We start from the raw sequence: 22300 nt of genomic DNA, 5'->3' as shown, positions 1-22300 counted from the left end.
TTTCATGACTGCTGCCCGCCTGCTCGTTCCCCTGAGCCTCGCCCTGCTTGCCGCCTGCGCACAAAAACCGGTGCATAACGTCGAACTGGACAAACAGGCCGACTGCCCGCTGCAACTGCAAACGGGCCAGAACCTCACGCTGACACTGCCCAGCAACCCCAGCACCGGTTATCGCTGGCTAGTACAAAACCCAGCCACCGGCATCCTGCGCAGTCTCGGCCCCGAGGTCTACAGCCACCCGGAAGACGCCGGCGTGGTCGGCAGCGCCGGGCAATCGGTGTGGCGCTTCCAGGCCCAGGCCGCTGGCGAAGGCCATCTGCTGCTGGTCTACCAGCAGCCCTGGGCCCCGGAAGTGCGTCCGGTGCAGACCTTCGACTGCGCAATCACGGTGAAGTAGGCCGCGCTGGTCAGCGGGCCATGCATCCTGCCGCCAGTTTGGCTAAAATGCCGGCCCTTTACCGCCCAACGCCTGGATTGCCCCCGTGAGCAAAGAACCCGACCGCCTATTCGCCCAGCCCCTTGGCCAGGTGCCCGACTTCGTCTTCAACGAAGACGTGGTGCGGGTGTTCCCGGACATGATCAAGCGTTCGGTCCCCGGTTACCCGACCATCGTCGAGAACCTCGGCGTGCTTGCCGCCCAGTTCGCCCAGCCCGACACGGCCCTGTACGACCTGGGCAGCTCGCTCGGTGCCGTGACCCAGGCCCTGCGCCGGCATGTGCGCAGCGAGGGTTGCCGGGTGATTGCCATCGACAACTCGGCGGCCATGGTCGAGCGCTGCCGGCAGTACCTCAACGCCCAGGACTCGATGTGCCAGGAGCTGCTGCCGGTCGAGGTGATCGAAGGCGATATCCTCGCCCTGCAATTCCAGCCGGCCTCGGTGGTGGCGATGAACTTCACCCTGCAGTTCATCGCCCCCGAACAGCGCCTCGAACTGCTCACGCGCATCCGCCAGTCGCTGCTGCCGGGCGGCGCGCTGATCCTCTCGGAGAAGCTGCGTTTCGTTGACGATGAGGAACACGCGCTGCTCACCGACCTGCATGTGGCCTTCAAGCGGGCCAATGGCTACAGCGAACTGGAAATCGCCCAGAAGCGCAGCGCCATCGAGAACGTGATGAAGCCCGACAGCCTCGAAGAACACCGCGAACGCCTGCTGGCGGCCGGATTCTCGAAAGTCGTGCCCTGGTTCCAATGCCTTAACTTTGCCTCGTTGATTGCCCTGCCATGATTGATCTGTCCCCCCTGGTCCGCCGCTTGGCGGGCACTCCCCTGGCGCAATGGGCACAAGGCCTGCAAGCGCAACTCGACGCCAAGATGGAAAAGGGTCATGGCGACCTGGAACGCTGGCAGGCTGCGCTGGATGCCCTGCCAGCGCTGACGCCCACGCGCATTGACCTGCAAAACGGCCTCAATCTGGATTGCGACTGCGATGACGACTCCCGTGCGCGCATGCAGCAGGCGTTGATGGGCCTGTCGCCGTGGCGCAAGGGCCCGTTCGATCTGTTCGGCGTGCATGTCGATACCGAGTGGCGCTCGGACTGGAAGTGGTCGCGGGTTGCCCCGCACCTGGACCTCAAGGGCAAGCGGGTACTGGATGTCGGTTGCGGCAACGGCTACTACCAGTGGCGCATGCTTGGTGCCGGTGCCGACAGTGTCATCGGTGTCGACCCCAACTGGCTGTTCTTCTGCCAGTTCCAGGCCGTGCAGCGCTACCTGCCGGAGCTACCGGCCTGGCACCTGCCCTTCGCCCTGGAAGACCTGCCGGCCAACCTCGAAGGCTTCGACACGGTATTTTCCATGGGCGTGTTCTACCATCGCCGCTCGCCCATCGAGCACCTGCTGGCGCTCAAGGACTGCCTGGTCAAGGGCGGTGAACTGGTGCTGGAAACCCTGGTGATCGAAGGCGACGAAAATCAGGTACTGGTGCCGGAAGATCGCTACGCACAAATGCGTAACGTCTGGTTCCTGCCGTCGGTGCCGGCCCTTGAGCGCTGGTTGCGCCGTGCCGGTTTCAGCGATGTGCGTTGCGTCGACGTCAGCACCACCAGCGTCGAAGAACAGCGCAGCACCGAATGGATGCGCTACCAGTCGCTCAGCGACTTCCTCGACCCCGACGACCACAGCCGCACCATCGAAGGCCTGCCGGCACCACGGCGCGCCGTGCTGGTGGCGCGCAAGTAAAACAGGCGCCCGCGTAGGGCGCCAAAGTTCACCTTTTCCGTTGGAGCGGGAGCTTCGAAGGTGAATGGAGCTACTCCTTGGCGACCTGCCTGCTCGCCGTGTCAGGTTTTTGCGCGTCGGACTTGGCCACTGCCTGGTCCTTCTTGCCGTGAATCTGTTCCTGGCTGAGGCGGAAGTTTTCCCAGAACTGCTTCGAACGCTCCGCCCCGCCTTCGGCCAGTGCCGCGCTACTGCCCAGGGCCAATACAGCCATCAGCACATACTTGTTCAGGCTCATGTTGCTCACCTCGTGATTGAATTTCAGGACAGTTCAATCTTACGGAGGGCAAGCTAACGCCAAGGTGAGGCGGACATTACAGTGCTGCAAGATTCGCCCTACAGCAGGGTCAGCGGGTACTCGACAATCAGGCGCACCTCATCCAGGTCCGATTCGAAAGCCGTGGCCCGGGTCGTGGCCTGACGCACGCGCAGCGACAAATCCTTGAGGCTGCCGGACTGCACCACGTACTTCGCCTCGATATCGCGCTCCCAGCGCTTCTGCCCGGTCAGCGGGTTGCCGTCGGCATCGCGGCGCATGTACACGCCATTGGCATCGGAATAATCGATGCCGCTACCACGCCCGTAGCGGCTCATGAACGACAGGCCCGGCACACCATAAGCGGTCATGTCGAGGTCGTAGCGCAGCATCCACGAGCGTTCTTTCGGCGAGTTGAAGTCGCTGTACTGGATCGAGTTGTCGAGGTAGATCGAGTCGGACTGGCGCACGTAGTCAAAGTCGTTGTCGCCCTGGTTGCGCTGGTGCGACAGGGCCAGGGTATGGGCGCCATAACTCACGCCGACGCGGGCGCTCCAGATGTCATTGTCGAATTTGCCCAGCAATTGCTGGCCCTCATCCTTGGCCTTGTAGTAGTTGAAGCTGGTGAAGCCGGTCAGCTCGTCGGTGATCGGGTACTTGTAGCTGACACCGGCGTAGTACTGATCCCAGGCGTCCTTCAGACGGCTGCTGTAGAGGCTCAGGCTGAGGTTGTCGCTGGCCTGGTAATCGCCGCCAAAATAGCCCAGCCAGGGCGAATCGACGGGGCCGCCGTAAAAGGTCACGAAGCCGTCGCGGTTGTTGCTCGACAGCGGCTGGCTCATGGCGTGCAAGCGCCCGCCCTGGACTTTCAGGCCTGCCAGGCTGGTGTTCTCCAGGGTCCAGCCAGTGAAACTTTCCGGCAACAGGCGCGAGTCGCCGAAGTGCACCACCGGGGTGGTCGGGAACACGTCACCAAACTTCAGCTCGGTATCGAACAGGCGCGCCTTGATCGCGCCGCCCAGCTTGCTGAAGTTGCTGGCGGTATTGCCATTGCGGTCCACCGGCAGCATGTCGAACGAACTGCGCCCGCCGCTGCGGCCATCGCCGCTGTCGAGCTTGAGGGCGAGCATGGCGTGGGCATCCAGGCCAAAACCCACGGTGCCCTCGGTATAACCCGACTCGAAACGGGCGATAAAGGCCTGGGCCCAGGCTTCGGCGTAGCCGGCCTTGCCGGTGGGCGACTGTTCGCCTTTACGGTAGTCGCGGTTGAAATAGAAGTTACGGCTGAGCACCGTCAGGCTGCTGTCTTCGACAAAGCCGCCACCCTCGGGCTGGCTGACGGCATTGGCGGTAGCGCAACTGGCCAGGGCCAGGGCCCCGGTAAAACAGGCTGTGGTTTTATTCCCCATCTTCAACTCCTGATTATTGGCAGAGATACGCAAGGCGCCCGCGATGCGGGCGCCATGGGTATCCTGACAAGGGCTGAATAACCCGAAGATGAGCGGCGAATTACAGTTTCGTCACCTCGGATACGACCTCTTCCTCGTCTTTGCGGTGAGCCCAGTAATACAACGCGGGCAATACCAGCAGGGTCAGCGCCGTGGACGAGAGAATGCCGCCAATCACCACGGTGGCCAGCGGCCGCTGCACTTCGGCGCCGGTGCCGGTGGCCAGGGCCATGGGGATAAAGCCCAGGGAGGCGACCAGCGCGGTCATCAGCACGGGCCGCAAGCGCGTCAGTGCGCCTTCGTCGATGGCCTGATTCAGCGAACGACCCTGCTCGCGCAGGCCGCGGATAAAGGCAATCATCACCAGACCGTTGAGCACCGCGACCCCGGACAAGGCAATAAAACCCACGCCTGCCGAGATCGACAGAGGGATATCCCGTAGCCACAGCGCCACCACCCCGCCGGTCAGGGCGAAGGGAATACCGGTGAACACCAGCAGTCCGTCCTTGAGGTTGTTGAACATCATGAACAACAGGCCAAAGACCAGCAGCAAGGCCACCGGCACCACCACCTGCAGACGCTGCGCCGCCGACTGCAACTGCTCGAACTGGCCGCCCCAGCGGGTCCAGTAACCGGCCGGGATGTTCACCTGGCTATCGATGCGCGCCGCCGCCTCGTCAACGAACGAGCCGATATCCCGGCCGCGCACGTTGGCGCTGACCACCACCAGGCGCTTGCCGTCCTCGCGGCTGACCTGGTTGGGGCCCTGCACCAAGTCCAGGCTGGCCACATCCGCAAGGGTGATAAAGCCGATCTGGCCACCGCTGCCGCTGCTGGCCGGCACCGGTATCAGCAACTGCGACAGGCCGTCGATATCGGTGCGCAGGGTGTCGGACAGGCGCACCACCATGTCGAAGCGCCGATCCCCCTCATACAGGGTACCGGCCTGACGACCACCCACGGCCACGGCAATGGTGTCCTGCACGTCACCGACATTGAGGCCATAGCGCGCCGCTTTGTCGCGGTCGACGTCAATGGTCAGCACCGGCAACCCCGAGGTCTGCTCGACCTTCACCTCCGACGCCCCCGGCACCGCCTGCAAGGTACTGGCGATCTTCGCCGCGGTGCTGTTGAGCACGGCCATGTCATCACCGAAAACCTTCACCGCGACATCACTGCGCACCCCGGAGATCAGCTCGTTGAAGCGCAACTGGATCGGCTGCGACAGTTCATAGTTACTACCCGGCACCCGCGCGCTGGCGCGCTGGATGTCGGCAATCAGCTGTTCGCGACTCTTGCTCGGGTCGGGCCACTGGTCTTGTGGTTTGAGCATTACATAGCTGTCGGAAATGTTCGGCGGCATCGGGTCCGAGGCGATCTCCGCGGTACCGGTGCGGGCGAATACGCGCTCTACTTCCGGCACCTGACTGAGCACGCTCTGCTCCAGGCGCTGCTGCAACTGTACCGACTGGCTCAGGCTGGTGCCGGGCACGCGCAGGGCCTGCAGGGCAAAGTCGCCTTCGCTGAGGCTCGGCACGAACTCGCTACCCATGCGGCTGGCCAGCACGCCCGAGAGCAACACGGTGAGCGCGGCGAGGGAAAACGCCAGCGGGCGATGGCCCATGACCCACTTGAGCAACGGCGCATAGCCGCGCTTGGCGCTGCGCATCAACAGGTTCTCGTCTTCCTTGACCTTGCCGGTCACGAACAGGGCAATGGCCGCTGGCACGAAGGTCACCGACAGCAGCATGGCACCGAGCAAGGCGATCACCACGGTAAACGCCATCGGGTGGAACATCTTGCCCTCGACCCCGCTCAGGGCAAAGATCGGCAGGTACACCACCATGATGATCAACTGGCCGAAAATCAGCGGCCGGCGTGCTTCGCGGGCGGCATTGAACACTTCGTGCAGGCGTTCGGAACGAGTCAACAGGCGGCCGTGATGCTGCTGGGCATGGGCTAGGCGCCTGATTGCATTTTCGACAATCACCACCGCGCCATCGACGATGATGCCGAAGTCCAGCGCGCCCAGGCTCATCAGGTTGGCACTGACCTTGTTGCCGAACATGCCGGTGAAGGTAAACAGCATCGACAGCGGAATGACCATGGCGGTGATCAGCGCTGCGCGAATGTTGCCAAGGAACAGGAACAGAATGACGATGACCAGGATCGCGCCTTCGATCAGGTTCTTCTTCACCGTGGCAATGGCCTTGTCAACCAGGTTGGTACGGTCGTAGACGGTCACCGCACTCACCCCTTCAGGCAGCGAGCGGTTGATCTCCACCAGCTTTTGCGCCACCGCCTGGGACACCGTGCGGCTGTTTTCGCCGATCAGCATGAACACCGTGCCCAGCACCACTTCGCGGCCGTTCTCGGTTGCCGCGCCGCTGCGCAGTTCACGCCCGATACCGACTTCGGCGACGTTGCGCACACGGATCGGCGTGCCGTCGACGTTGGCCAGGACGATATTGGCGATGTCATCGATGCCGGCCAGTTGCCCCGGTGCGCGAATTAACAACTGCTCGCCGCGACGCTCGATGTAGCCGGCACCAACGTTGGCGTTGTTGCGCTCAAGAGCGGTGAGCAGGTCGCCCAGGGTCAGCTTATAGGACGCCAGCCGTTTGGGGTCTGGCGCAATCTGATACTCCTTGGCGAAACCACCGATGGTGTTGATCTCCGCCACCCCACGCACATTGCGCAGTTGCGGCTTGATGATCCAGTCCTGGATCTCGCGCAGGTCGGTCGGCGTGTAGGGGCTGCCATCGGCCTTGCGCGCATCGTCGGCAGCTTCGACGGTCCACAGGAAGATCTCGCCAAGGCCGGTCGAGATCGGGCCCATGGCCGCTTCAACGCCTTCCGGCAATTGTTCACGCGCCTGCTGCAGGCGCTCGTTGACCAGTTGCCGGGCGAAGAACAGGTCGGTGCCCTCCTCGAAGATCACCGTCACCTGCGACAGCCCCGAACGCGACAACGAACGGGTCTGTTCCAGCCCCGGCAGGCCGGCCATCGCGGTTTCGATGGCGAAGGTGATGCGTTGCTCGGTTTCCAGCGGCGAAAAGCCCGCGGCCTGGGTGTTGATCTGCACCTGGACGTTGGTGATGTCCGGCACGGCATCGATCGGCAGCTTCTGATAGCTGGCAACCCCCAGACCGGCCATCAGCAGCACCGCCAGCAGCACCATCAGGCGCTGCTCGATGGCAAATTGTATGAGGCGTTCGAACATGTGAGGTTCCCGGTCAGTGGGCGTGTTCGGCGCTGGCCTTGCCCAGCTCCGATTTGAGGATGAAGCTGCCCTGCGCCGCCACTTGCTGGCCGGCCTGCAGGCCCTTGCGGATCTCGACGAAGCCGTTGGCACTGGCGCCTGGTTCAACCGCCTGGGCGATGAAGCCTTCGGTGGTGCGCACGAACACCGTGGGTTGCTCTTCCAGGGTCTGCAGGGCCTGGTCCGGTACGCTCAGGGCGGCGGAATACTGCTCGGTGGGCACCTGCACGGCGACGAACAGGCCGGGGCGCCAGGCGCCTCGTGGGTTGTCGAGGGTGACCCGCACAGCGGCGGTACGGGTCTGCTCGCCGAGCAGGCTGCCCACATGGGTGACCGTTCCGCTGACCTGCTCGCCCAGCTCACTGGCGACGATGGTCACCGGCATGCCGGCGCGTACTTTAGGCAGGTCACGGGGCGCCACACCGAAGGTCGCCCAGACCCGCGACAGGTCCGAGAGGGTGAAGGCGGCGCTGGTTTCGTTGACCACCTCGCCCGGAACCAGGTGCTTCTCGACGATCTGCCCGGCAAAGGGTGCGCGCAGCTCGTAACGGTTGCCGCCGGCCAGGACCACGCTGCCGCTCAGGGCGCTGATCTTCTGCCGGGCGTTGGCCTGGGCGATTTCCGCCTCCTGCAGGACCTGACGGGCCTGCTGGTAATCCTGCTCGGCGGAGATACCCTCCTGCCACAGGTCCTTCTCGCGCTGGTAGCTGCTGCGGGCGAGTTCCAGGCGGCGCTGGCTGGCGGCCAGTTCACTGCGCTGCTCGGAGATCTGCGGGCTGGCGATGACCGCCAGCAAGTCGCCGGCCTTGACCTGCTGGCCAAGCACCACGGCGACTGACTCGACCACCCCGCCAGCACGCGGTACCAGGTGCGCGGTGCGGTCTTCGTCGAAACGGATCTCGCCGGGCAGGGACAGGCTGCGCTGCAGTTGGCGCGGGCCAACGGTGGCCAGTTCGATACCGGCCAGGTCGATCTGCTCCTGGCTGAGGGTCAGTGCGCCCTCTTCTTCGTGACCTTCTTCGGCTTTTTCCGATTCGCCATGTTCTTCTTCCTCGTGATCGCCTTCGGCATGGGCGTGAGCGGATGCAGGGGCGGCGGCAACCGGGCCGCCCTGGCGCGCCAGCAGCACGCCCAGGCCCAGGCCGAGCAGCAAGGCCGCGACCAGCAGCGTGGTGGACTTCTTGTTCATGCAGGTTCCTCAGCAAATAGTCGGGTGAAGGTCGCGTTCAGCGACTGGCGAGGCTCAGGTCGCCAAAGATCCGTTCCAGGCGAACCCGCGCCTCGCTGCCCTGGGCCTGCGCCTGCAGGTATTGCAGGCGTGCCGCCACCAGCGTGCGCTGGGCATCGAGCACATCGAGGAAGGCGAACTTGCCGCGCTCGAAGCCGCGGGTGGCGGCATCCAGCGCCTGCTGCGCCGAGGGCAGGATCGCGCGGTCGAAGGTCTGCACCTCCTGGACCGCCGTGCTCCACTGGGTCAAGGCCTGGATCACTTCGCTGCGCAGGCGCAGTTCGGCGCCATTGCGCTGATCGCGGGCCTGGTCGGCGCGCCGGGCGGCGGCGAGGACGTTGCCCTGGTTGCGGTCGAACAAGGGAATCGGCACGGACAGCCCGACCACATTGATGCGCTCACGGTCGGTTTCGCTGTACTGGCTGCCGACGCTGACGGTCAGGTCGGGGATGCGCTGACTGCGGGCCAGGCCCAGGGCCGCTTCACGCTGGTCGATCTGCAGGCGGGCCAGACGCAGATCGGCGGTCTGCTCCAGGCGATCGAGCAACAGCGTGCGGCTGGGAATGCTGTTGTCTGTGACCAGGCCGCCGTCGACCCGGCTGAATTGCACCATCGGCGCGCCGGTCACGGCCGCCAGCTGCTGGTAGGCGATGGTCAGTGCCTGCTCGGCACGGCCCTGCTCCAGGCGCACCTCGGACAGCTGCACCTGGGCGCGGGTTGCCTCGACCGGCGATGCGCTGCCGGCCCGGACCCGGCCTTGCACCACCTGCAAGGCTCGCTCGCTCAGGCGCAACGACTGTTCGGCCAGCTGCAAACCTTCCTGAGCCTGGGCTGCGGCCTGGAACGCACCGATGACTTCGGCACGCAATACATTGCGCTGACGCTCCAGCTCCAGCGCCGCAAGCTCGGCATCGCGTCCGGCGACGTCCAGACGTGCACCGCGCTTGCCACCCAGCTCGAACAGCTGGCTGACGCCGACGGTGGTGGTCTGCGAGCCCTTGCGGGTGTCTTCCACTTCCCAGCTCAGTTCCGGGTTGGGCAGCACACCGGCCTGGCGCCGTTCGCCTTCGGCAATGTCGATGCCCCAACGCGCTGCGGCAAGCTCGGGGTTGTTGTCGCGGGCCGCCTGCAGCGCCGACTCCAGGGTCAATACGCGCTCTTGCGCCAGGGCCAGCGCCGGCAAGACTAGCAACAGCAGTGCCAGCAATATTCGGCCAGGGCCTGTGCCTGGCCGGTCCAGGGTGCAAAACATGGCAGACTCCTGCGCCTTGATCGGAGCCCGCACTCTAGTAATCGAGGTTTATCGCCAGGATGACTCAAGTATTACAAATCTGTAATCCAGGCAAACCGCGCGCCCGGATGGCTTAGTATCCGCCGCTCGATGCATTTCACCGCTTGACCTTGCAGTAACTACAGGGTTGAGAATCAGCGCCTTTCACTGCCAACGAGTCATCTCATGCGTCTACTGATTGTCGAGGACGAACTGCGCACCGCCGAATACCTGCAACAGGGCCTGCGCGAAAACGGTTACATCGTCGATTGCGCCCACACCGGCGCCGACGGCCTGCACCTGGCTCGGCAGCAGGCCTATGACCTGGTCATTCTCGACGTCAACCTGCCCGAGCTCGATGGCTGGACCGTGCTGCAGCGCCTGCGCGCCGAGTCCAGCACGCGGATCATGATGCTCACGGCCCACGGCCGGCTGGCCGACCGGGTCAAGGGCCTGGACCTGGGTGCCGACGACTACCTGCTCAAACCCTTCGAGTTCCCTGAACTGCTGGCGCGCATCCGCAGCCTGCTGCGACGCAACGACCAGGCGCTGCAACCGAACACCCTCAAGGTCGCCGACCTGGAGCTGGACCCCAGCCGTCACCGCGCCTACCGCAGCGGCCAGCGCATCGACCTGACCGCCAAGGAGTTCGCCCTGCTGCACCTGCTGATGCGCCAGAGCGGTGAAGTGCTGTCGCGCACGCAGATCATCTCGCTGGTCTGGGACATGAACTTCGACTGCGACACCAACGTCGTGGAAGTGTCGATCCGCCGCCTGCGGGCGAAAATCGACGACCCCTTCGACAACAAGCTGATCCATACCCTGCGCGGCGTCGGCTACGTACTCGAGGCCCGCGAATGAAACCTGCGCGCCTGTCACTGCGCCTGGGCCTGAGCGTCAGCCTGATGGGCGCGGCACTGGTGCTGCTGCTCGCCTGTCTGGCGGTGTTTGCCCTCGACCATGAGCTGGACAGCCGTGCACGCAAGCACCTGGCCAACAAGATGGCGCAGATCGAGCACAGCCTGACCATCGACCTCAAGGCCGCCGACCTGCGCACGCCGGTACATCCACTGCTGGATGTGGTCATGGGCCACGACAACCTGAGCCTGAGTGTCATCGCCCTGACCGGTCGCCATTCGGCCTTGCTGACCCTGGGCCCGGCCCTGGAAGCCAGCGCCTTGCTGCAGATTGAGAGCGGCCCGCAGCTAAGCTTCAGCCCGTGGCGCGATCAGGAAGGCGAGCACCTGCTCACCGCCTCGCGGCTGATGCGCCTGCAGGACGGCACCCTGGTGCGCGTGCTGCTGACAGTCAACCGTGCCGACGACCATGCCCTGCTCCAGGCCTACCTGGGCTCGACCCTGTGGGCCTTGCCGTTGCTGCTGGTGCTGATCGGCCTGGGCGCCTGGAAGCTGGTCCAGCGCGGGCTGCTGCCATTGCGCCGCTTCCGCCGGGTTGCCGAACAGGTCTCGGCGCAAACCCTCAGCCACCGCCTGCCGGAAACCGGCCTGCCGCAAGAGCTGGGTGACCTGGCAGGTGGTATCAACATCATGCTCGACCGCCTGGACGACGGTGTGCAGCGGCTTTCGCAATTTTCCGATGACCTTGCCCATGAGTTGCGTACGCCCATCGGCAACCTGATGGGCAAGGCCCAGGTCACCCTCACCCGCGAGCGCTCCAGCGACGAGTACCGCGAAGCGCTGGAAAACAGCATCGAAGAACTGACCCGACTCAACCGCATCATCAACGACATGCTGTTTCTGGCCCAGGTCAGCCAGCCACAGACGCAGGTGCCGCTCAAGCCAGTGGTGCTGGCCGACGAGGTACAGCGGGTGTGCGAACTGTTCGAATGCAATGCCGAGCAAAAAGGCATTGCCTTGCGCGTACAGGGCTGGGGCACGGTGCTGGGCGAGCGGTTGATGGTGCAGCGGGCGCTGTCCAACCTGCTCAGCAATGCGATCCGCCATGGGTATGAGGGGCAGCCGATCGATATCGCGATTGAACGTAGGGACGGTTCGGTGTGGGTGTCGGTGGAGAATCGCGGGCCGGGTATTGCCCAGGCGCATTTGCCGCACCTGTTCGAACGCTTTTACCGCGTGGGTTCGGGGCGCTCGCGGCTGGAAGGCGGGACGGGCCTGGGGCTGGCGATCGTGCGCTCGATCATGCAGGTGCATGGCGGGCGGGTTGAGGTGCACAGCGAACTGCAGGGGGTGACGCGGTTCAGCCTGGTGTTTGCCGATACTACCGAATAAATGGACCTACACCCAATCGTGTGGGAGCTGGCTTGCCAGCGATGAGGCCAGTACAGGCAGCACATCCACTGCCTATTAGGCGACCGCTACGCGCTCGATCGCTGGCAAGCCAGCTCCCACAGGATTGGCGTCGAATCTGTTAGTGCCGGCTGGCCGCCAGGATCAACGCCTTCATCTCTGCCACCGCCGACTTGAAGCCGACGAACAGCGCATGGGCCACCAGCGCATGGCCAATGTTCAGCTCGTTGATACCCTTGATCGCCGCCACTGCCTCAACGTTGTGGTAATGCAGGCCATGACCGGCATTGACGATCAACCCCTGGCCCAGGCCGAAGGCCACGCCATCGGCCACACGCTTGAGCTCTTCGGCCACTTCACTCGGGGTCTGCGCATCGGCATAACGGCCGGTGTGCAGCTCGATGGCCGGTGCACCGACACGGCGCGACGCTTCGATCTGGCGCTCGTCGGCATCGATGAACAGCGACACTTCCGCGCCCAGGCGCGACAGACGCTCGACCGCAGCCTTGATTCGCGCTTCCTGACCGGCAACATCCAGGCCGCCTTCGGTGGTCAGCTCCTGACGGGTTTCCGGGACCAGGCAGATATGCGCCGGGCGAATTCGTTCGGCGAAAACCATCATTTCTTCGGTGACGCCCATTTCAAAGTTCATGCGCGTCTGCAGCACGTCCTTGAGCAGCAGCACATCACGCTCCTGAATGTGCCGGCGGTCTTCGCGCAGGTGCACAGTAATGCCATCGGCACCGGCCTCTTCGGCGTCCAGCGCGGCTTTGACCGGGTCCGGGTAGCGGGTGCCACGCGCCTGGCGCAGGGTCGCCACGTGGTCGATGTTCACGCCGAGCAGCATGCGGTTGCTTTGAGTCACGAAGAGGCTCTCCTGAAGATTGAGCCCCACAGCATACGACGTTGTTCAGCGCTTGCGAAACAGTTCGCGACTGACCAGCGGCCGACCGCCCAGATGCACGGCCAGGGCCTGGCGCATCAGGCGCTTGGCCGCGCTCAGGGCGCCGGGAATTTCCCAGTCGGCATCGGCCATGGCCAACAGCTCGGCACCGTTGAACAGCCCCGGCTGCAACAGGTAGACCCGCTCAAGCCCGGCATCGACCTGCAAGCGGTACAGGCCATCGACGGCCAGTGGTTCGCCGTTGACGTCATGGTCGAGGGCAAAGGCGTAACCCAGCTCGTCCAGCAAGCGCCACTCGAACGCCCTTAGCAGCGGCTCCAGCGGACGACCGGCGGCCAGCGCCTGCAAGGTCGCAGCATAGTGCTCGAACACCACCGGATGCGGATCCTCGGCGGGCAGCAGGCGAATCAGCAGCTCGTTGAGGTACAGCCCGCTGAACAGCGCATCGCCATGCAGCCAGGCCGCCACGCCGACGCTGTCCAGACGGCCGACATTTTTCAGCTCGCCGCGGCCGCGAAATTCGACTTCAAGGGGTACGAAGGGACGCACCTGGCTGCCGGCCTTGCCACGGGCACGGCGCATGACCGCGCGCAGGCGCCCTTGCGGGGTGAGGAAATCCACCAGCGCGCTGGTTTCACGGTAGGCCCGGCTGTGCAGCACGTAGGCCGGTTGGCCAACTGGCAGTTCCATGAGCGGCGCTTCAGAAGAGGTTCGACCCGGCAGCGGACGCTACCGGGCCTGGAGCAATCAGAGGTCGCCGTAGCCCAGCGAACGCAGGGCGCGTTCGTCGTCGGACCAGCCACCCTTGACCTTGACCCAGAGGTTGAGCATGACCTTGGCGTCGAACAGTACTTCCATGTCCTTGCGCGCCTCGGAGCCGATGCGTTTGATCCGCTCGCCCTTGTCGCCAATGATGATCTTCTTCTGGCCGTCACGTTCGACCAGGATCAGCGCATGGATGTGCAGGATCTTGCCCTGCTGCTTGAACTCTTCGATCTCGACGGTGATCTGGTACGGCAGCTCCGCGCCGAGCTGACGCATGATCTTCTCGCGTACCAGCTCTGCCGCCAGGAAGCGGCTGCTGCGGTCGGTGATCTGGTCTTCCGGGAAGAAGTGATCGTTTTCCGGCAGGTGCTTGGCGATCAGGCCTTCCAGCGCTTCCAGGTTATGCCCCTGCTGGGCCGAGATCGGCACGATTTCGGCGTTAGGCAGTTGCTCCTGCAGCCACTGCAGGTGCGGGATCAGGTCGGCTTTCTCTTCGATCCGGTCGGTCTTGTTGATCGCCAGGATCACCGGGCCCTGCACGTACTGCACGCGCTCGAGCACCAGCTGGTCTTCGTCGGTCCACTTGGTGCGGTCAACGACGAAGATCACCACATCGACGTCCTTGAGGGCGGCCGAGGCGGTTTTGTTCATGTAGCGGTTGAGCGCCTTTTCGTTGCTCTTGTGCATGCCCGGGGTATCGACGTAGATCGCCTGGACATCACCCTCGGTCTTGATCCCGAGCATGTTGTGGCGGGTAGTCTGCGGCTTGCGCGAGGTGATCGCGAGCTTTTGCCCGAGGATATGGTTGAGCAGGGTCGACTTGCCCACGTTCGGGCGGCCGACAATGGCGACATAGCCGCAGCGGGTAGTGTTGGTATCAGTCATTGCCATTCTCCACGCCCAGGGCGATCAGTGCTGCGGCGGCCGCGACTTGCTCGGCGATACGCCGGCTGACGCCTTGCCCTCGGCTTTTTTCAGTCAAAAGGGTCACTTCGCATTCGACGAAAAACGTCCGGCAATGGGGTTCACCTTGAATATCCACCACTTCGTAGCGCGGCAGTTCGCAGCCCCGTGACTGCAGAAATTCCTGCAGACGGGTTTTCGGGTCCTTGTTGGTATCGACCAGGGTCAGGCTTTCGAATTCGCCCGCCAGCCATGCCAGCACCCGCTCGCGGGCGGTCTGCATGTCCGAATCCAGGTAGATGGCACCAATCAGCGCCTCCAGGGCATCGGCAAGGATCGACTCGCGGCGGAAACCGCCGCTCTTCAGCTCGCCCGAGCCCAGGCGCAGGTATTCGCCCAGGTCAAAGCCTCGGGCCAGTACCGCCAGGGTCTCGCCCTTGACCAGCCGCGCGCGCAAGCGCGACAGCTGGCCTTCGCGGGCCTGGGGGAAGCGCTCGAACAGCGCTTCACCGGCGACGAAGTTGAGGATCGCATCGCCGAGGAACTCGAGGCGTTCGTTGTTGCGCCCGGCAAAACTGCGGTGCGTCAGGGCCAGCAGCATCAGCTCCTGGTTCTTGAAGGTATAACCGAGCTGGCGCTCGAGGCGGCTCAAGGAAACGCTCACAGTGTACCCACGCGCAGTTCGTGGTCGAAATTCAGCCCGCACGCCTGGGCGCGAGGCTCACACTTTGCAACTCGGTACGCCGCCATCGGGGCTACCGTCGGATTTAACGCGTTGTTCAAATCAACATCCTGAAAGACTGTTTGGCTCATGCTCGCTGGCCGGGGTGATCGGTTGAATCCAGGGATCCCTGAACACAGCCTATGCCAGAAACGCATTCGGCGCTGTCCCAGGACAGCGCCGTTGTGGTGTTACTTGATCAACCCGACCCGCGACAGGTTCGGGAAGTGGCTCAGTTTAGGCTCTGGCCAGCTCATCCAGACCGCGAAGGCCTTGCCGACGATGTTCTTGTCCGGAACCATGCCGTGCAGTTCCTTGGGAATGTTGGGATCATCCCAGTAACGGCTGTCGTTCGAGTTGTCGCGGTTGTCGCCCATCATGAAGTAATGGCCGGCAGGGACTGTCCATTGCTGGTCAGGCGGCATGCGGTAACGGCTCATTTCCTTGCGGATCAGGTGCTCGGCTTCGCCCAGTTTTTCCTTGTACAGCTCGGCGCTGCCCAGGGTGCCCGGCTCGGTACCGACCAATTGCTCGGCAATCGCCTGACCGTTGACGGTCAGCTTCTTGTCGCTGGTGTAACGAATCTGATCGCCCGGCAGGCCAACCACACGCTTGATGTAGTTGACGTTCGGGTCGCTCGGGTAGCGGAACACCATGACATCGCCACGCTGCGGGTCACCGACCTCGATGACCTTCTTGTCGATCACCGGCAGACGAATCCCGTAGGAGAATTTGTTCACCAGGATGAAATCGCCCACTTCCAGGGTCGGCTTCATCGACCCCGAAGGGATCTGGAACGGCTCGACCAGGAACGACCGCAGCACCAGGACAATGAACAGCACCGGGAAGAACGATTTACCGTACTCGACCAGCAACGGTTCCTTGTTCAGGCGCTCGACCACTGCCATCTCTGGCTGGCTGACGCTGCCCTGATAGTTGACGATTGCCGAACGCCGGCGCGGGGCCAGGAACAGCAGATCGACCAGGGCCAACAGACCGCAGACGGCGACGGCGATGACAAGCAACAGCGGGAAATTTAGCGACATAGGACCTAACTATCCAACCTGAGCACGGCGAGGAAGGCTTCTTGTGGGATTTCCACGTTGCCGACCTGTTTCATGCGTTTCTTACCGGCCTTCTGCTTCTCCAACAGCTTGCGCTTACGGCTAACGTCACCACCGTAGCATTTGGCCAGTACGTTCTTTCTGAGCGCCTTGACAGTGGTACGCGCAACAATCTGCCCGCCAATGGCGGCCTGGATTGCCACATCGAACATCTGCCGAGGAATCAGTTCCTTCATCTTCTCGGTCAATGCGCGGCCCTTGTAGTGCGCATTGTCGCGGTGCACGATCAGCGCCAGGGCATCGACCTTGTCACCGTTGATCAGTACGTCAAGCTTGACCAGGTTAGCCGACTGGTAGCGGTCGAAATGGTAGTCCAGCGAGGCGTAGCCACGGCTGGTGGACTTCAGGCGGTCGAAGAAGTCCAGTACCACTTCGTTCATCGGCAGATCGTAGCGTACTTGCACCTGCGAACCGAGGAACTGCATGTCGCGCTGCACGCCACGCTTCTCGATGCACAGGGTAATGACGTTACCCAGGTGCTCCTGAGGCACCAGGATGGTGGCCGAAACGATCGGCTCACGGAAGTCTTCGACCGCGGACACATCCGGCAGCTTCGACGGGTTGTCGACGTAGATGGTTTCGCCGGTCTTGAGCTTGACCTCGAAGATTACGCTTGGCGCGGTGGTGATCAGGTCCAGGTCGTATTCGCGCTCGAGGCGCTCCTGGATGATCTCCATGTGCAGCATGCCGAGGAAGCCGCAACGGAAGCCGAAGCCCAGGGCGTCGGAGCTTTCCGGCAGGTACTGCAGCGACGAATCGTTCAGGGTCAGTTTTTGCAGAGCGTCACGAAAATCTTCGAAATCTTCGGAACTGACAGGGAACAGGCCGGCATAAACCTGCGGCTGAATGCGTTTGAAACCTGGCAGCACCTCGACCTCGGGGGTCGTGCTCAGGGTCAGGGTATCGCCCACTGGCGCACCGTGAATGTCCTTGATGCTGGCGATGATGAAGCCTACTTCACCGGCTTTGAGGTCAGCGGTCTGGGTGTGCTTGGGGTTGAACACACCGACGCTGTCGACCAGGTGGATCTTGCCGGTGGACTTGACCAGGATCTTGTCGCCCTTCTTCACCCGGCCGTGACGTACACGCACCAGGGAGACGACGCCCAGGTAGTTGTCGAACCAGGAGTCGATGATCAGCGCCTGCAGGGGCGCCTCGATGTCACCGGTAGGCGCAGGAATGGTTTGCACCAGGCGCTCGAGCACCTCGTCCACGCCCATGCCGCTCTTGGCGCTGCAGGCCACGGCGTCGGTGGCGTCGATGCCGATGATCTTCTCGATCTCGTCCTTGACCTTGTCCGGGTCGGCCTGGGGCAGGTCCATCTTGTTCAGCACCGGCATGACCTCAAGGCCCTGCTCGATGGCGGTGTAGCAGTTGGCAACCGACTGGGCTTCTACGCCCTGGCCGGCATCGACCACCAGCAAGGCACCTTCACAGGCCGCCAGCGAGCGGCTGACTTCGTAGGTGAAGTCGACGTGGCCGGGGGTGTCGATGAAGTTCAGCTGGTAGGTTTTGCCGTCCTGCGCGGTGTAGTACAGGGTGACGCTGTGGGCTTTGATGGTGATACCGCGTTCACGCTCCAGGTCCATGGAATCGAGTACCTGGGCTTCCATTTCACGCGCAGTCAGGCCACCGCACATCTGAATGAAGCGGTCGGCCAAGGTCGACTTGCCATGGTCAATGTGGGCGATGATGGAGAAATTGCGGATATGACTCAAATCACTCACGGGTCAACACTCAAAAAGGCTGCGGGCCGAACGCCCACCGAAAAATAGCCGGGAATTGTACCTGAAGCTTGACGTTGGCGTCACGTGAACTGTGGGCAAGGGAACCGCAGGAAATGTTTCCAGGTCGGGACGCCGCCCCGCCGCTCCCACAGCCTGCCTGCAAGGGCCTGGGGCAGCACCCAGAAAAAAGGGCAGCCGAGGCTGCCCTTTTCTGCTCAACCCGGCTTATTCCGCCAGTTTGAAGGTGATGAAGCTGGCGCGCCCCTGACGCAGGACGCGCATGGACACCGAACGGTTCTTCGGCAGCTCCTTGGCGATTTCGGTGAACTGCTTGGCCGAGAGGATCGCCTGGTTGTTCAGGTGGCTGATGACATCACCCGGACGCAGCCCGATCAGCGCGGCCGGACCTTCCTGGACTTCCTTGATGACTACGCCGCCCTTGAGCTCAAGGGCCTTTTTCTGCTCGGCGGTCAGGTCGGACACCGAAACGCCCAGGCGGTTGCTGCTGCGCTCGACACCGCCGTTGGCGTTGGTGGTGATCTCGGCGTCGTCATCCGGCAGTGCGCCGATGGTGATGTCCAGCGATTGACGCTTGCCATTGCGGATGATGTCCAGCTTGGCCTTGGCGCCGTCCTTGAGGCCACCGACCAGGTGCGGCAGGTCTGCAGACATGACGATCGGCTGACCGTTCATGCTCAGGATCACGTCACCGACCTGCAGGCCACCCTTGGCCGCCGGGCCGTCTTCCAGCACCTGGGCGACCAGGGCACCGGCCGGCTTGTCGAGACCGAAGGATTCAGCCAGGTCCTTGTTGACCTCCTGGATCACCACGCCCAGCCAGCCACGGCTGACCTTGCCGTCTTTCTTCAGCTGGTTGGAGACATCCAGCGCCACGTCGATCGGGATGGCGAACGACAGGCCCATGAAGCCGCCGGAACGGGTGAAGATCTGCGAGTTGATCCCCACTACTTCACCGTTCATGTTGAACAACGGGCCACCGGAGTTACCCGGGTTGATCGCCACGTCGGTCTGGATGAACGGCACGTAGGTGTCGTTGGGCAGGGTGCGACCCTTGGCACTGACGATGCCTTTGGTCACCGAATGGTCGAAACCGAACGGCGAACCGATGGCCAGCACCCACTCACCGACCTTGAGCTTCTCGGAGTCACCCAGCTTGACGGTCGGCAGGTCCTTGCCTTCGACCTTGAGCAGGGCCACGTCGGTGCGCGGATCGGTGCCGACCAGCTTGGCCTGCAGCTCGCTGCGGTCCGACAGGCGGACGATGATCTCGTCGGCATCGGCGACCACGTGGTTGTTGGTCAGCACATAACCGTCGCTGGAGATGATGAAGCCCGAACCCAGCGACTGCGCTTCACGCTGACGGTCACCGCGCGGCGAACGCGGGGCCTGTGGCATGTTGCGTTCGAAGAACTCGCGGAACATCGGCGGCAGGCCTTCGAGGTCTGGCACCTGCCCCGCCGCATACTTGCGGTCGGGCAGTTTCTGCTTGGTACTGATGTTGACCACCGCAGGCGATGCCTGCTCGACCAGGGTGGTGAAGTCCGGCAGGGCTTCGGCCTGGGCGGTGAGCACCTGGCCGAGCATGAACACGGCGGCGACCATCGATAAGTAGGTTTTCAAGCGTGGTATTGACATACGGCTCCCGTCACAACGAGCGTGGTTAGCAGTAGGGACCTGCAGAAGCAGGAAAGGCCAGCCCCCGAAAGGACTGACCTATAGAAAAATTCTGGAGTTTTTGCAAACTGCAAAGCTTGCCAATCATGTCAGCCAAGCAATCCTCGACCTGTCAGCCTCATTGCCTGCGCCTCATTTTTTCACCTGGGCATCCTGGACGCGCATGGACAGCGCGATGCGTTCGGCAGTACCGATAGGGATCTCGCCAACCACGGTGACCATCATTTCACCCTTGGGCGTGGTCAACCGGCGGGAGACCGCTACGGTCGGGCCCAGTTGCGTGCGGATATCGGCAGCAGTGCCTTTATCCAGGGCTTCGACGAATACCGAGAAGCGTGCCAGGCCGTCGTCGTACATCAGGCTGCTGACCGCGTTCTTGCTTTGCGGATCCTTGCGCACCGAACTGTTGATCAGTTCAAAGCCCGGAGGCAACCAGTCCGAACGCCAGCCGGTGACAGGCTGGGCAGCTTGCGCACTCAGTTGAGCGAGCGGCTTGCAGATACCGCTGGCCTTGAGTTCATCGTCTGTTGGCGCGTCACGGGTATCCAGGCGGGTGAACTGGAAGCGCTCCAGCAACCGCCCTCCGTCGTCGAGCATCAACGACTTGAGCGGCAGCCCGGTCTGGCGATCCAGGTGCAGCTCGAAGGCATAACGGTGTTGATCACGCGGGGTAAGGGTGACGATGACCGCTTCACGGTCTGCCACCCTGGACTTGCCGGCGACCCCGAGGTCGTACCAGCTCATCAGCTTCAAGGGGTCAAGCACTCGCGCCGCCGCTTCCGGGGTATTGGCCACACCTGCCACCAGGGACCCGCTTACGCACTGGGTATGACCATCGACACGCACGACTTCCTGGGCCGAGCCATCGAGCTGCAACAGCCGCTCGCTGACCTTGCCGTCCTGGACACGATGCCAGATATCGTGGGTGGAGAAGCTACCGTTACGCTCGTAAACGAAAGTACCCTGATAACTCTGCTGTTGCTCGGCCTGGGCCAGACGTTTGAGCCAGTCACCTGCCTCCGGAGAGGAGTTGGCGGCAAGGGCCGGCAGCGTCAACCAGCCACCAAGCAGCAGCGGTATGAGAGGTAGCGCGCGCATGATCCTCCTTACTTAGCGATTTTCCAGGCTGGCTGCACGTGCGTACGGCAGAGCGCTCTCGGTACCCTTGAGGGCTGCTTCCTGAGCATGCTGACGCAGGTAGCCAGGCAGACGCTGGTCATGCCAGCCGGTTTGCCCTTGCAGCACGCCATTGGCCATCGGGCCTGGCTGATCTGCACTTTCACTATAGCCTGCCAGTACGGCCGGGCCTTGCGCTTGTGGCAGGCTCAGGCCTTGCTGGGCCGGCTGCTGGGCCGCCAGCTGGGCACCGCTGATTTCATCCTGGTTGTACAGGCGTACACCGGCCAGTACCGCGACAGTCACCGAAGCGGCGACGGCCAGGCGGCCCAGGCTGCGCCATGGGCCACGAGAGGCCTTGGCGGGAGCGGCTTCATCGGCCAGCGCGGCGGATACGGCCGAAGCGATATCCAGCCGTGGCAGTACCAGCTCCTTGTGCATGGCTGCACGGGCAACCTGGTAACGCGACCAGGTGGCACGGGTTTCGGGATCATCGACGGCATTCAATACCCGACGCAATTCCAGTTCGTCCGCTTCGTTATCCATCACCGCGGACAGCGATTCCTGCAAAGCTTCACGACTCATGGCGGTTCCTCTCTTGGCTGTCGCCGCTGTCTCAGGTTTCCTGCAACAACGGCTGCAGGGCTTTGTCTATGGCCTCCCGAGCGCGGAAGATTCGAGAGCGCACGGTACCCACTGGACACTGCATGACGCTTGCAATGTCCTCGTAACTCAGACCATCGAATTCACGTAAAGTTAACGCCGTACGTAAATCTTCTGGCAGTTGCTGAATGGTCCGATGGACGGTGCCTTCGATCTCATCTCGCAACAACGCGCGCTCGGGGGACTCCAGATCCTTGAGGCCATGATCGCCGTCGTAAAATTCCGCATCCTCGGAACTTACATCGCTGTCCGGTGGCCGCCGACCGCGGGACACCAGATAGTTTTTTGCCGTGTTGATGGCAATGCGGTACAGCCAGGTATAAAAGGCGCTGTCACCACGAAAATTACCAAGCGCCCGGTAAGCTTTGATGAAAGCTTCCTGCGCTACATCCTGGGCTTCATGGGTGTCGTGTACAAAACGCACGATCAACCCGAGAATCTTGTGCTGATACTTCAGCACCAACAGATCGAACGCTCGCCTGTCGCCACGCTGCACGCGCTCGACAAGCTGCTGATCCTCTTCCTGGGTTAGCATGAACACTCCTCAGTGAACTCGAAGGAGCGTTGCAACAGCCATCGTTCAGGCTTGCAACCATAGACTCGGGCTTTTCGCAAAAGTTCTCCCCTCCAAGCAAGTTTCCTGCGGCCCTTGGTCGGCTCGCACGAAAAACGCAGCGCGGTCACGGCCGGCTGCGTCGATAATCGGGTCTCGAATACGCAGACAGTGCCTTCA

Annotated in this window: 20 protein-coding genes; 5 read left to right on the top strand and 15 right to left on the bottom strand. The window is 63.0% G+C overall.

Annotation, left to right across the window (positions count from 1 at the left end):
* Positions 1-4 precede the first annotated feature (4 nt).
* From JV241A_RS05400 to cmoB, 3 genes are all read left to right on the top strand, one after another.
* Positions 5-397: a protease inhibitor I42 family protein gene (locus tag JV241A_RS05400; protein ID WP_115085583.1), complete on the top strand. Its 393-nt coding sequence runs from the start codon at positions 5-7 to the stop codon at positions 395-397.
* An 85-nt stretch (positions 398-482) separates the two neighbouring features.
* Positions 483-1226, top strand: a complete 744-nt coding sequence (gene cmoA / locus JV241A_RS05395) for a carboxy-S-adenosyl-L-methionine synthase CmoA (RefSeq protein ID WP_115085582.1) — start codon at positions 483-485, stop codon at positions 1224-1226.
* Complete coding sequence (gene cmoB / locus JV241A_RS05390) at positions 1223-2179, top strand: tRNA 5-methoxyuridine(34)/uridine 5-oxyacetic acid(34) synthase CmoB (protein WP_115085581.1); 957 nt, start codon at positions 1223-1225, stop codon at positions 2177-2179. Before cmoA ends, cmoB begins: the two co-directional genes overlap by 4 nt.
* A gap of 70 nt (positions 2180-2249) precedes the next feature.
* Here cmoB and JV241A_RS05385 read toward each other — a convergent pair whose 3' ends face one another.
* From JV241A_RS05385 to JV241A_RS05365, 5 genes are all read right to left on the bottom strand, one after another.
* On the bottom strand, positions 2250-2456 hold the full coding sequence (locus JV241A_RS05385) for a hypothetical protein (RefSeq protein WP_115085580.1): 207 nt from the start codon (positions 2454-2456) through the stop codon (positions 2250-2252).
* Between the two features lie 98 nt (positions 2457-2554).
* Entirely contained in the window at positions 2555-3883 is a 1329-nt protein-coding gene (locus JV241A_RS05380) for an OprD family porin (RefSeq protein ID WP_115085579.1), read from the bottom strand.
* A 100-nt stretch (positions 3884-3983) separates the two neighbouring features.
* Positions 3984-7145 carry a CusA/CzcA family heavy metal efflux RND transporter gene (locus tag JV241A_RS05375; protein WP_134061521.1) on the bottom strand — a complete coding sequence of 1054 codons (3162 nt, stop codon included), beginning with the start codon at positions 7143-7145 and terminating at the stop codon, positions 3984-3986.
* A gap of 13 nt (positions 7146-7158) precedes the next feature.
* Entirely contained in the window at positions 7159-8373 is a 1215-nt protein-coding gene (locus tag JV241A_RS05370; protein WP_134061520.1) for an efflux RND transporter periplasmic adaptor subunit, read from the bottom strand.
* 37 nt (positions 8374-8410) lie between these two features.
* The gene (locus tag JV241A_RS05365; RefSeq protein ID WP_134061519.1) at positions 8411-9664 is read right to left on the bottom strand and encodes a TolC family protein; all 1254 of its coding nucleotides are present in this window, start codon (positions 9662-9664) and stop codon (positions 8411-8413) included.
* A 204-nt stretch (positions 9665-9868) separates the two neighbouring features.
* On the opposite strand from JV241A_RS05365, the gene JV241A_RS05360 reads away from it, so the two are divergent.
* Positions 9869-10543: a heavy metal response regulator transcription factor gene (locus JV241A_RS05360; protein WP_045197646.1), complete on the top strand. Its 675-nt coding sequence runs from the start codon at positions 9869-9871 to the stop codon at positions 10541-10543.
* Complete coding sequence (locus JV241A_RS05355) at positions 10540-11931, top strand: heavy metal sensor histidine kinase (protein WP_134061518.1); 1392 nt, start codon at positions 10540-10542, stop codon at positions 11929-11931. Before JV241A_RS05360 ends, JV241A_RS05355 begins: the two co-directional genes overlap by 4 nt.
* 139 nt (positions 11932-12070) lie before the next feature.
* Here JV241A_RS05355 and pdxJ read toward each other — a convergent pair whose 3' ends face one another.
* The 10 genes from pdxJ to rpoE form a co-directional block, all read right to left on the bottom strand.
* Positions 12071-12814 carry a pyridoxine 5'-phosphate synthase gene (pdxJ, locus tag JV241A_RS05350; protein ID WP_045197640.1) on the bottom strand — a complete coding sequence of 248 codons (744 nt, stop codon included), beginning with the start codon at positions 12812-12814 and terminating at the stop codon, positions 12071-12073.
* A gap of 45 nt (positions 12815-12859) precedes the next feature.
* Positions 12860-13543, bottom strand: a complete 684-nt coding sequence (recO, locus tag JV241A_RS05345) for a DNA repair protein RecO (protein ID WP_115085574.1) — start codon at positions 13541-13543, stop codon at positions 12860-12862.
* A gap of 57 nt (positions 13544-13600) precedes the next feature.
* Positions 13601-14503: a GTPase Era gene (gene era, locus JV241A_RS05340; protein ID WP_115085573.1), complete on the bottom strand. Its 903-nt coding sequence runs from the start codon at positions 14501-14503 to the stop codon at positions 13601-13603.
* Positions 14496-15185, bottom strand: coding sequence for a ribonuclease III (rnc, locus tag JV241A_RS05335; RefSeq protein WP_115085572.1), 690 nt, complete (start codon positions 15183-15185; stop codon positions 14496-14498). Before rnc ends, era begins: the two co-directional genes overlap by 8 nt.
* A gap of 248 nt (positions 15186-15433) precedes the next feature.
* Entirely contained in the window at positions 15434-16288 is an 855-nt protein-coding gene (gene lepB, locus JV241A_RS05330; protein ID WP_115085571.1) for a signal peptidase I, read from the bottom strand.
* Positions 16289-16293: 5 nt separating this feature from the next.
* Entirely contained in the window at positions 16294-18093 is a 1800-nt protein-coding gene (gene lepA / locus JV241A_RS05325) for a translation elongation factor 4 (RefSeq protein WP_115085570.1), read from the bottom strand.
* A gap of 225 nt (positions 18094-18318) precedes the next feature.
* Positions 18319-19716, bottom strand: a complete 1398-nt coding sequence (locus JV241A_RS05320; protein ID WP_166675652.1) for a DegQ family serine endoprotease — start codon at positions 19714-19716, stop codon at positions 18319-18321.
* Positions 19717-19920: 204 nt separating this feature from the next.
* Positions 19921-20886: a MucB/RseB C-terminal domain-containing protein gene (locus tag JV241A_RS05315; RefSeq protein ID WP_134061517.1), complete on the bottom strand. Its 966-nt coding sequence runs from the start codon at positions 20884-20886 to the stop codon at positions 19921-19923.
* Between the two features lie 12 nt (positions 20887-20898).
* A complete protein-coding gene (locus tag JV241A_RS05310; RefSeq protein ID WP_115085567.1) occupies positions 20899-21489 on the bottom strand; it encodes an RseA family anti-sigma factor in 591 nt (196 codons plus the stop codon).
* A gap of 31 nt (positions 21490-21520) precedes the next feature.
* Positions 21521-22102: an RNA polymerase sigma factor RpoE gene (gene rpoE, locus JV241A_RS05305; protein WP_010220971.1), complete on the bottom strand. Its 582-nt coding sequence runs from the start codon at positions 22100-22102 to the stop codon at positions 21521-21523.
* Positions 22103-22300 lie beyond the last annotated feature (198 nt).

The sequence above is a fragment of the Pseudomonas sp. JV241A genome (assembly GCF_900275665.1).
Lineage (GTDB): Bacteria > Pseudomonadota > Gammaproteobacteria > Pseudomonadales > Pseudomonadaceae > Aquipseudomonas > Aquipseudomonas wadenswilerensis.
Note: the sequence above shows the minus strand (reverse complement) of the source record. Positions and strands in the feature narration are given on the sequence as shown.